General features: G+C 62.0%; 9 protein-coding genes. 1 reads left to right on the top strand and 8 read right to left on the bottom strand.

Features of this window, described 5'->3' with window-relative positions; all coding sequences use genetic code 11:
• The 8 genes from QZY06_RS03365 to QZY06_RS03330 form a co-directional block, all read right to left on the bottom strand.
• Positions 1-499, bottom strand: a 499-nt coding sequence (locus tag QZY06_RS03365; protein ID WP_295680192.1) for a hypothetical protein, incomplete at its 3' end; no start/stop codon positions are given.
• Positions 500-580: 81 nt separating this feature from the next.
• Positions 581-1,651: a trypsin-like peptidase domain-containing protein gene (locus tag QZY06_RS03360; RefSeq protein ID WP_295680190.1), complete on the bottom strand. Its 1,071-nt coding sequence runs from the start codon at positions 1,649-1,651 to the stop codon at positions 581-583.
• 270 nt (positions 1,652-1,921) lie between these two features.
• Entirely contained in the window at positions 1,922-3,700 is a 1,779-nt protein-coding gene (locus tag QZY06_RS03355) for a methanol/ethanol family PQQ-dependent dehydrogenase (RefSeq protein ID WP_367275553.1), read from the bottom strand.
• Between the two features lie 531 nt (positions 3,701-4,231).
• The gene (locus tag QZY06_RS03350; RefSeq protein ID WP_295680189.1) at positions 4,232-5,113 is read right to left on the bottom strand and encodes a sialate O-acetylesterase; all 882 of its coding nucleotides are present in this window, start codon (positions 5,111-5,113) and stop codon (positions 4,232-4,234) included.
• A gap of 15 nt (positions 5,114-5,128) precedes the next feature.
• Positions 5,129-6,157, bottom strand: a complete 1,029-nt coding sequence (locus tag QZY06_RS03345) for a hypothetical protein (RefSeq protein WP_295680187.1) — start codon at positions 6,155-6,157, stop codon at positions 5,129-5,131.
• Positions 6,144-7,556: an MBOAT family O-acyltransferase gene (locus QZY06_RS03340; protein WP_295680185.1), complete on the bottom strand. Its 1,413-nt coding sequence runs from the start codon at positions 7,554-7,556 to the stop codon at positions 6,144-6,146. The genes QZY06_RS03345 and QZY06_RS03340 overlap by 14 nt, the downstream gene beginning before the upstream one ends.
• 232 nt (positions 7,557-7,788) lie before the next feature.
• Positions 7,789-8,985: an acetyl-CoA C-acyltransferase gene (locus QZY06_RS03335; RefSeq protein ID WP_295680183.1), complete on the bottom strand. Its 1,197-nt coding sequence runs from the start codon at positions 8,983-8,985 to the stop codon at positions 7,789-7,791.
• 117 nt (positions 8,986-9,102) lie between these two features.
• Positions 9,103-9,573, bottom strand: a complete 471-nt coding sequence (locus QZY06_RS03330) for a hypothetical protein (protein WP_295680181.1) — start codon at positions 9,571-9,573, stop codon at positions 9,103-9,105.
• A gap of 243 nt (positions 9,574-9,816) precedes the next feature.
• Between QZY06_RS03330 and QZY06_RS03325 the strand changes: the two genes are divergently transcribed.
• On the top strand, positions 9,817-10,494 hold the full coding sequence (locus tag QZY06_RS03325) for a class I SAM-dependent methyltransferase (protein WP_295680179.1): 678 nt from the start codon (positions 9,817-9,819) through the stop codon (positions 10,492-10,494).
• Positions 10,495-10,554 lie beyond the last annotated feature (60 nt).

Here is a 10,554-nt window from a genome sequence, read left to right as displayed (position 1 = left end):
GTGAATCGTTGACATAGGGCTCGATCGTCACTTCGTTGCCATCGACGCTCTTGCCCAGGTAGCTCAGCTTGACCGGCTTGACCGTTGCCGCGTCGGCGAGCGCCAGACGGATGCGCTTGCGGAAGTACGCCTGCTGGCCGCCCAGGCGATCGTGCATCTTGCGAATGTCATGTTCGAGGAAGTACAGGATCACCGGATTGCCGCCACCGCCCTCGACGCTGGGAAGTTCGATCTTGTGCTCGCCCGTCAGGAATTCCACGGACAGCGTGCGCTTGTCGGCAGCACCTTCGCCGACCTGCAGCTTCACCAGGTCCTCGAAGCTGTCTGCCGGCGCACCGGTCTGTACGTAGCGATAGTCGATCGTCGCGGCCTTCGGCACATTGGCCATGTGCGGATCGACGAACACTCGATGTTCGGCGATCGAGTATTCATCGGCAGCGAATGCGGCTGCTGCGCCGCACGCCAGCGCGATGGCAATGCTTGCCAATAATTTGTTCATGGCTGTTCCTGAGAGAAGTGGCAGAAGAAAGACGGGAAGATTTTTGGAAATGGAGTTTTGCTTTTCAGCAGGATCAGATATTCAAGGCGATGGCGAAGCCGGTTTGGCAGCACGGCCTCGGGTAGCCAGTTCAGAGGCCAGTGCTGGATCCAATGGCTCCAGTTGCCGGGTGATGCGTTCAGCCTCTTTTTTCTCGCCGCGCTCGATCTGCAGCTGGCCAAGCAGGAACCAGGCTTGTGCCAGGTGGGGATAAAGGCTCACGGCGCGTTCATAGGCGGCAATGGCTTCGGTGGGATGATCAAGACGAGTCAAGGCTTGGCCACGCATGAACCAGGCTTCGGCATTGCCGGGTTCGGCTTCAGCCCAAGCGTCGGTCAGCGTCACCAGCTCGTCCCACAGCATGCGCGCCTGCAGGGTCGAAGCGCGCATGAAGTAGGGTAGGCGGTCTGGCGGTTGCGCCCAGAACGGCGGAGCCGTGTCGAGCTTGCCTACCGGTTCGAAGGGATCGCTGCGGGCAAGTTCAGATTCGATCCAGTCCACCGGAATCGAGAAGTAGTAAGCCTCGGCGCCCTTGAGCCGAAAGGTCAGGATGCCCACCAGTTTTCCATCCATCTCGAACAGGCCGCCACCGCTGGCGCCGGAGTTGAAGTAGGTGGCGCTCTGGATCACCGTGCCATCGGTAAGCGGATGCAGGGCCTGCACGGTGCCGATCTGGGTCGCCAGGCCGGTGCCGAATGTGTAGCCGATTGCGGCCACCTCGGTTCCCACGCGCAGATCGCTGACTTTGCCGCGAGGCACGGGCACCACGTCATCGAGCCCGCGGACCTGAAGGATGCAGAGGTCGCGAACGGTGTTGGCACGCTGGCGAACGACAGGCCAGCGCAGGCCCTGATACAGCACGGTGATCGACACAGCCTGCGCCGTCACGTGGCAACTGGTGACGAAACGGCTGGGCTGAACCGCGACGCCGCTGCCCAGCGAGTAGGTGCCACTGTCGGTAACCGCTTCGATCTTGACGATGCTGGCGACAATGGGATTGAACAGCTCGCGGTCGATATCGCTTGCTGCTGCCATGAAGCTGGTCGACAGCAGCGTTGCGGCCAGCCAGTGGCCGATCGAACGCGAACTGCGGCTCCAATGGTCTGCGGTCATCATGGCGCGGTCGTCGAACTGCAGCGAAGAGGAGCGGCAGTATCGCAAGCGCTGCCGCTGTCGCGATCAAGGCCGATCAGCCGTGAATCAGACGCTGCGGAGTCAAGCATGGTTCGGGCTTCCGATCGACACAGCAATACGGTCATCTCGACAGCTCGCGAGACGTCCTGAATAGGGGAGTTGCCAGGCAAAAAAAGTGGCGCCACCGAGTTCATCGGTGGCGCCACCCGGTACTTCAGATGTTGCTGGGTCCGTGGACCCGGTGACTGTTTATTCGCTGAGGGCGAAGACGGTCAGCGAGCCGCCCAGTTCCGTGTACTGGCTCAGTTCGCGATAGCCGCCCACTGCACCAAGGCCGTCTGCATCCTTCTCGAGGCCTGCTGCCATGCCGATACCGGCCCAGCCGCCAATGCCCGAGTAGACGCCAACGTACTGCTTGCCCTTGTGCACGTAGGTGAACACGTTGCCGATGATGCCGGACGGAGTCTTGAACTTCCAAAGCTCCTTGCCGTCCTTCAGGCTGACCGCCTTCAGATAGCCTTCCAGCGTGCCGTAGAAGAGCACGTCACCAGCGGTGGTCAGCGCACCGGACCAGACCGAGAACTTCTCCGGCTTGGACCAGACGATCTTGCCCGCGCCTGCATCCCAGACGGTGAAGTTGCCCATGCCGCCGTGGCTGTTCGGAGCCGGGTACATCGCCAGGGTCGCGCCGACATACGGCTGACCTGCGGTGTAATCGACGGCGAACGGCTCATAGTCCATGCAGACGTGGTTGGTCGGAACATAGAACAGACCGGTCTTCGGGTTGAACGCCGCCGGCTGCTGATCCTTCGTACCCAACGCTGCCGGGCAGACGCCCTTGGTGTTGACGTCCGGACCATTCTGCGCGGTGGAGTACTTGGCGACGACCTGCGGACGGCCGGTCTTCATGTCGACGTTGGTCGCCCAGTTCACGGCCGGGTCGTACTTTTCGGCAACCAGCAGCGCGCCGTTGGTGCGGTCCAGCGTGTAGCCGAAGCCATTGCGGTCGAAATGGACGAGTGCCTTCGTCGCTTTGCCCTTGACCGGGATGTCGGCCAGGATCATTTCGTTGATGCCGTCGAAATCCCACTCATCGTACGGGGTCATCTGATAGACCCACTTCACCTTGCCGGTGTCGAGGTCACGCGACCAGATGGACATCGACCACTTGTTGTCGCCCGGACGCTGCGACGGATTCCAGGTGGATGGGTTGCCCGAACCGTAGAACACCTGGTTCAGCGCGCGATCGTAGCTGTACCAGCCCCAGGTCGTGCCGCCACCGATCTTCCACTGGTCGCCCTTCCAGGTCGACAGCGAGGAGTCCTTCTTCACCGGCGTGACCTTGCCATCTTCCCAGGTCGTGGTCTTGCCCGGCTCGATCAGCATTTCCGCATCGGGACCGACGCTGTAGCCCTTCCAGGCCAGTTTGCCGTCTTTCAGGTTGTAGGCCGCGAGGAAGCCGCGAACGCCCCATTCACCGCCGGAAATACCGGTGATGACCTTGTCCTTGAAGATGTGCGGTGCGTTGGTGTTGACGGCGCCCAGCTTCGGATCGCCGTTCTTCACCGACCAGATCAGCTTGCCGGTCTTGGCATCGAGCGCGATCAGGTTCGAGTCAGCCTGCTGGAGCAGGATCTTGCCGTCGCCGAAGGCGAGGCCACGATTGACCGTGTCGCAGCACATCTGCGGAATCACAGCCGGATCCTGCTTCGGCTCGTACTTCCAGACGATCTTCTGCGTATCCAGGTCGTACGCGAACACCTTGTTCGGGAACGGCGTATGGATGTACATCATGCCGTCGATGACCAGCGGGGAACCTTCGTGGCCGCGCAGCACGCCGGTCGAGAAGGTCCAGGCCACCTGCAGCTTGTTGACGTTCTTGTCAGTGATCTGGGCCAGCTTGCTGTAGCGCTGGTTGTATTCGTCGCCAGCCTGCGTGGTCCAGTTCTCGGGATTAGCCATTGCCTTGTCGAGATCTGCCGCGGCATGAGTGATGCCTGGAGCAGCGACGAGGGCGAAGGCCGCCATTGCCAAACTTGCCTTGTAGCGAAAATTCATTTGTTTTCTCCTCCGCATTTAAGAAATTACGGTTGCCGCTGTTCGATCACACCTGGGTTGCTCGACGCTGCAGCATCCGGCGCATCATTTTTGTTATCTCGAGATCCTGTGGGACATCGAGGCTGTGTCACTTGAACCGACCCTGCGATTGACCCTCGCCGCATCGCCCTTTAGTAACCGAACCCGGAAGCGCTTCAGCAACAGCCGTGCCACCATGGGCAAGCTTCCCGGTTGCGCTTAAAAATCAATTAATACAATAAGTTGAGAAACCTGTTTATTGCTGCAATTGCACAATTCAAGGGGTGGTAAAAACCCTCTGGCGCAGTTTTGACCCAAGTGTTTCGGGGGCGCGCAAGGGCTCTGAGAGATGTGGTCGCAAAGCCGCGACACGAGCCTTGATCGGAAGTACCGGAAGGGGTGGTGCATTCGCGTAAAGACGGTGTGTCCTGCCGGTGCAGACCTTGTTGTCTGCCGCTTGGACCAGAGCAGCGTCGCTGTTGCTCAGCGAGGCTGATGGCGCGCTGCAACCATGATCCGGTCTCGCCAAAGCAGGGCCGCTTTTTCCTGACCCGCTTTCGACAGATGGCAGCCGTCGTAGCGAAAATTGTCGCTGACCGTGTCGGTATCGGCGCCGGGGAAGAATCCATTGTCCGGATCGACGAGGCCGCGCTGCGCGGCCGCTAGCACCACATCCTGGCCTCCGCTGCCACAGCGTGTGTGTACGGCAATCAACACCCTGGCATTGCCGGGCAAACTTCCAGGCAGTACGCCGTAGGGAGCGATCGATCGGATCATGCCCCTGAAGTGGGACTGATAGGCCTCTTCCGTAGTGCCGCGGTCAGCTGAGCCTTGGTGCCAGAGCAGATACGAGATCTCGAAGCCGGCGTCTCGGGTCGCGCGCACCGCCACGGTCAGGTGCGCGTTCAGGCTGCCCCCGGCATCCCATTGCGCGACGCTGCTGGCACCGACCCCGATCGTCACGAAAGCCGTGTACGGCATCAGATCGCCGGGCAAGGCGTCAGCGAGATAGGACCACATGCTGCCGAGCGTCCCGTCGGCGCCGGCCATGGGATCACGTGCTTCGAAACAACGTCCCTGATGAATGTTGTAGCTGGGGCGTTCGGGCGTATGAGGCGCCTGGTTGAAATTAGAGGCGATCGACTGGCCGAACGCCAAGAACACCACAGGCTGGACAGCACGCAGCTCGCTGCATCGGACTTCGCGTCGGCCGTCCGAACTGGTGCCGATCACCTCAAGACGGGCTGGAAGCGGCAGTTCCGCACCGATCCCGCTATTGCAGGCAGACAGCAGATTGGCGACACAGAGCAATATCGCGATCGTGGAGCGCTGCGGACCACCCGAGGAGTACCGACGTCGGATCATGCCGTTTGATCCCGGTTATCGAGCGGCGACGCCAAGCAGCAACTGAACGGCACTGACAATCGATTCGCTGTTGAAGCGCGCATTGGATCGAAGCATGTGGGCATTGGTGTCGCAGAACTGAGCTGCGTCACTGCTCAACTGCCAGCTCTGGCTGGGGCGGATGAAGCTGGCAGACCCAAACCGCTTCATGACCGCCGCAACCTGGGCTTCCCATCGGCTGCGGTCCTTCTCACGGATCAGGACGGTCGGCAGCGTGAACAGCACCTTCACGCCGCGCTGGTTCAGCCGTCTTTCGAAGTTATCGGCGAGTTCCGTGAAGCCTCGGGAGTGTTCCAGCAACTTCGGATCGAACTCCAGAGGTTTGGCATTGGCGGTTTGCGTGCAATCGATCCAGTCGCCCTGATCGTTGATGACCACAGAGTGGTGATTGCCGGGTAGATGCAATGCATGGTCCTCTGCGCCGTCGAACCCTTCAAGGCTTTCGATCTGCGGAGCAGCGGATTGCCATTGGGCATAGGTTTTCAAGCTGTTCAACAAGGTTAGTTCGTCGAAAAGCGACATCAGCGGGATGTGAAGCGAGCCTTGCGGCAAAGACAGATCAACGCCATGCGACGGCAGGTACCAGTCTCCGCTAGGCAGTTTCGTCAAGGTCGCGTTGGCTGTTACGTCGCGACGAGTCAAAAAGCTGAGCGCGGAGATCACCACGATATCGCCTTGGCGAGCCCGCGCTTCCACCACCGCGAACATGTTTCGGACGTCCAGTCCTTCCCCAAGCATCCCGAGGTTGTAAACCGGCAGGCCGATTTGCCTGGAGATGTAGGCGGAATCGAAACTGCTGAGCGCGTTCGAGCCACCACCGATCAGCACTCGTCGCCCGTCCTCTGGGTTCATCCGCTGGTCAAGCGTTGCCCTTGAAGACGCCAGCGCGGTCACCGAGGCTCGGTCGTTAGCCTCGCTCAGCCAGCCTTTCACCAAGCAGGAGATCGGTACGGCGACGGCGATGAACAGCCACAGCACAAGCTTGCCGGCCTTACTGGCGCGCATAGATCATGCCCTCCGAGCCGTTGCTGGCCATCAGCACCATGACGACCACGACTACCAGCATTCTCCAGCCCATGAACAGCGAATACGCCGGCAGCTTGCGTCGCACGTTCTGCCACTCGGTGAACAGCACGAAGCCTACGGCGGCCAGCAGCATCTGCCAGGTGCCGGGCGAGGCGAGGCCCAGCAGTCGCTGCAGCGTGGCCGATGGCTGCTCGATGATGGCCAGCCATTGCATCGGATCGGCCAGGGTGCCGAACTTGGTCAGCAGGCGAGGCAGATTGTCATCCATGAACAGCAGGCGCCCGAACAACAGGACGGCGAAGAAAGCCATCCAGCCGACGAGCCTGGGCCAGCGGTAGTGCCTCAGCACGTTGGCGTAGAGCAGGAAGGCAGAGGCGTGGAACAGCCCCCAGAGGAAGAAATTCGCGGTGATGCCGTGCCAGGCGGCCGAGACCATGAAGACGAGCAGCGGCGCGTAATGGAACCAGCGCGCGTTGATACCGGACTCGCGGAACGGCCCATAGACGTACTGATGGAACCAGCGGCCAAGGCTGATATGCCAGGCGCGCCAGAAGTCGCGGACATTGCCGGCGAAGAACGGGTGATTGAAGTTCAGCGTCAGCTCCGGCCCGAGCATCAGGCTGATGCCGTAAGCCATCAGGCTGTAGCCGCACAGATCGAAGTAGACGCGCAGCTCGAAAGCGATGATGCCGGTCGACAGGGTCAGCGCATCGTCGGCCAGCTCGGGGAAGTAAAGGCGAGCCAGCAAACGGCCGATGATGAACTTGTAGAACGCGCCCAGCACCACCCAGCGAGCGCCGCGATCGATACGTGCCCAGTCGAGCGAGAAGCGGAAACTCCCCAGCACGCCGAGGAACGCCGGTTGCTCGATCGGCCCGCTGAGAAACTTAGGGAAGTAGATGACGTAAAGCAGGTACAAGCTGAAGTCAGGCTTCATGCGGCGCCCTGCCAGCACATCGGCATTCGCTGCGGCCATCGACAGCACGTAGAACGGCAGACCGAGCGTGACCGCCCACTGGTCGATCAGCTGAGCCGAGTTGCCGGTCAGGGTGCCGACGGCGCCGGTCAATTCAAGGCTGACGAAAGCGATGATCCAGAGGGACCAGTTGGCGCGGACCAGCCAGACCCGAGTGCGTTCCTGGTTGATCGCTTGATCGATCCAATGCTGGCCAGCCGTCAAGCCGCCGTAGCTGGCCGCTACCGTCAGCAAGATGAAACCGAGGATCGGCGTCGAGCCAGCGAGGATGGCCAACGCCACCGCCGACAGGCCGATCAGCCCGTAGCGATGGCTGAGAGCGCTCGGGCTATCGCTGAACGCGATCGCACTTGTCTGATGGAATCCCGGAGCTGCGCGAGGAGCAAGCCTGGCTTCAGACATGGATTTACGAGTCGGCAGAATCGCGCGGAGCGTGCGCCTGCCTTCAATGCAATTCCCATTCCCCGGGTTAACGCCCTCTAGCCGCTGCTTAGCTTGCTGATCAGAGCAGGATTCGCCCGGCTACAGGCGCTTACGGTGACTGCACGGCCAAGACCTACGACAGAAAACCGTCACGTGCTGCCAGCCGCCACAGCCCATCCGTTGAGGGATCGACTGTGACGGCAATTGCCGCTCAAACCATCTCGATCGCCACCGCCACCGCTTCGCCGCCGCCGATGCACAGCGAGGCGATGCCGCGCTTGCCGCCGGTCTTTTTCAGCGCGCCGATCAGGGTGGCGAGAATGCGCGCGCCGCTGGCGCCGATCGGGTGGCCGAGCGCGCAGGCGCCGCCATGGATGTTGACCTTGTCGTGCGGCAGGCCGTGTTCCTTCATCGCCGCCATCGTCACCACGGCGAAGGCTTCATTGATTTCCCAGAGATCGACGTCGGCGGCTTGCCAGCCGAGCTTGTCGAGCAGCGTGCGGATCGCGAACACCGGTGCGGTCGCGAACTCGCCCGGCAGGCGTGCATGCGAGGCGTGGCCGAGGATGCGGGCCAGCGGCTTGAGGCCGCGCTTGCTGCTTTCGGCTTCCGACATCACGACGACGGCAGCAGCGCCATCGGAGATGCTCGACGAGGTCGCAGCGGTGATCGTGCCGTCTTTCTTGAAGGCTGCCTTCAGGGTCGGAATCTTGTCTGGACGACCTTTGGCAGGCTGCTCGTCATGGCGGATCAGTTCCGGTCCGCTCTTGCCGGTGATTTCGACGGGCGTGATCTCGAAATCGAAGCTGCCGTCCTCGTTGGCCAGCTTGGCGCGGGCCAGCGAAGCAACGGCGAAGGCGTCCTGTTCTTCGCGCGTGAAGCTGTACTGGCTGGCGCAGGTTTCGGCGAACAGGCCCATCGACTTGCCGCGCTCGTAGGCGTCTTCGAGACCATCCATGGCCATGTGGTCGTAGAGGGTCGTTGCGCCGTAGCGAACGCCGCTGCGGCCCTTCGGCAGCAGATGCGGGGCGTTGGTCATCGACTCGAAGCCACCGGCCACCATGATCGTGTTGGTGCCGGCCTTGATCAGATCATTGGCCAGCATCACGGCCTTCAAGCCGGAGCCGCACATCTTGCTGATCTGGGTCGCGCCGACGGCGTCGGGCAGGCCCGCGCCGCGGACGGCCTGACGGGCGGGGGCCTGGCCCTGCCCAGCAATCAGACAGCAGCCGAGGATCGCTTCCTGGACGTCGGCCGGCGCGATGCCGGCACGTTCGACAGCCGCCTTGACGGCAATCGCACCAAGCTGGGCGCCGCTGAACGGGGAGAGCATGCCCAGCAGGCCACCCATCGGCGTACGGGCGATCGAAACAATGACCACGGAATCGTGGCCGGCAGCTGATGACATGGTGACTCCGCAGATGATGGGGCAGGTGCGGAGATTATCGCCGAAGGTCTACCGCTACGGACTCACCGAAGGTTGGGGGCGAGCCCCTTTTATCGACCCGAAAGTCTCAGCCCAAGGTCACTTCACTTCTTCTTCGATTGCGCTGACCTTGTTGTCGCTGAACACGACGCGCACGTGGTCGCGTTCCTGGCGGGTGTTGCTGCTCAGGTAGTAGGGGTAGAAGCCGGCGCCTGGTCCGTAGAAGCCCGATCCATAGAAACTGTTGAACGGGTAGGCGAAGCCGCGATGGTAGAAGCCGGTGTACAGCGGCGCGCCCAGCTGATCTTCGTAACGCGTGTAACGCCAGACCAGGCTGACGCCGTTGGCGTCGGTACGCTGGGTGATCCGATCCGGCTCGCCCATTGCCAGTTTCACCGCCGTTTCATCGAAGCCGATGCCGATCTTACCGACCTTGATCAGGGCCTGCTGTTCCGCCGGTAGCGAATTGAAGGCCTCCGGATTCTTGTCGATGCGCGTCTGCGGCGACGCACAGGCCGCCAGCAGCAGCGCCATGAGGCCGGGAACGAACAGACGGAACGAGCTTTTCATCGAGACATCCTCGGGCGGGAACGGCTTACCGGGCAACAGCTTACAGACCGCGGCAACGATCGGAGAGTTCATGGCTCCGGATCGCCAGCAGCGATGACATCACGACATTTGCGGCAAGCGGCAGCAGCGGATGCCTTGCTTGTTTACAAATGCAAATGATTATCATTAAATAGATTGAACAAGCCGCAGCGAAGCTTAAGCCGCTAGCCAGCCGGACCCCTGTCTGCACAAGGAGGGCTGGTCATGCCGATTACAGATTCAGGAGCGCTGCGCGGCATCGGCCGCGTGGTTCCCCAGTCGATGCCGATGGCTGGCGATCGCTTGCTTCGGCATCGGCCGCAGGCATTTCTCGATGCGCTGTACCAATCCGCTCGGGCGCCTTTATGGCGTTCACGCCGGACAGAGTCCTTGCTATCGGCAGAGTCTGGCCGGCTGTTGCGGCAGATGGTCGATGTCAGCGCGGCGCGGCTGGTGGTGGCTTTGGGCAGCGCCGAGGGAATCGCCGCCGTCTGGCTTGCCGATGCCTTGAGGGAAGCGGCAGGTGGCCGTGGCGATCGTGCGCTGATCGCTTTCGAGCGCGATGCGGATGCGGCCCACCGGGCGCGTGCGGCCTTGCGTGGCGCCGGCATTTCCCGCTATTTCGACATTCGCTGCGACAGCCCGACGCGGCTGCTCGGCGATCTCGACACGCCGATCGACCTCGTGCTGCTGCTCGACAGCTTCGATACCGATGCAACGGCGCTGCTGCCGCAACTGACCGCCAAGCTCCGGCCCGGCGGCATCCTGATCGCCCCGCAGATCCAGCGACGGCGGCGGGCTTTGGCCGGCTGGCTGGCCAGCGTTCGGGCGCCGGATGGCCCTTATCGCAGCCTGACCTTGCCGATCGACGGCGGTCTCGAATGGTCGGTGAAACACGCGTGAACAATCTCGAATCCGTCTCTCTTACGCCACGTGCGCGCCTCCACGAAACCACGCGCCGTG

Origin of the sequence: uncultured Nevskia sp. (assembly GCF_903885465.1) — a bacterium.
GTDB lineage: Bacteria > Pseudomonadota > Gammaproteobacteria > Nevskiales > Nevskiaceae > Nevskia.
This window is presented reverse-complemented; position numbering and strand designations above follow the sequence as displayed.

Bases quoted from the DNA above. Each gene is read 5' to 3' on its own strand.
- QZY06_RS03360 (WP_295680190.1), bottom strand. From the start codon at position 1,651: ATGACCGCAGACCATTGGAGCCGCAGTTCGCGTTCGATCGGCCACTGG.
- QZY06_RS03355 (WP_367275553.1), bottom strand. From the start codon at position 3,700: ATGGCGGCCTTCGCCCTCGTCGCTGCTCCAGGCATCACTCATGCCGCG.
- QZY06_RS03350 (WP_295680189.1), bottom strand. From the start codon at position 5,113: ATGATCCGACGTCGGTACTCCTCGGGTGGTCCGCAGCGCTCCACGATC.
- QZY06_RS03345 (WP_295680187.1), bottom strand. From the start codon at position 6,157: ATGCGCGCCAGTAAGGCCGGCAAGCTTGTGCTGTGGCTGTTCATCGCC.
- QZY06_RS03340 (WP_295680185.1), bottom strand. From the start codon at position 7,556: ATGTCTGAAGCCAGGCTTGCTCCTCGCGCAGCTCCGGGATTCCATCAG.
- QZY06_RS03335 (WP_295680183.1), bottom strand. From the start codon at position 8,985: ATGTCATCAGCTGCCGGCCACGATTCCGTGGTCATTGTTTCGATCGCC.
- QZY06_RS03330 (WP_295680181.1), bottom strand. From the start codon at position 9,573: ATGAAAAGCTCGTTCCGTCTGTTCGTTCCCGGCCTCATGGCGCTGCTG.
- QZY06_RS03325 (WP_295680179.1), top strand. From the start codon at position 9,817: ATGCCGATTACAGATTCAGGAGCGCTGCGCGGCATCGGCCGCGTGGTT.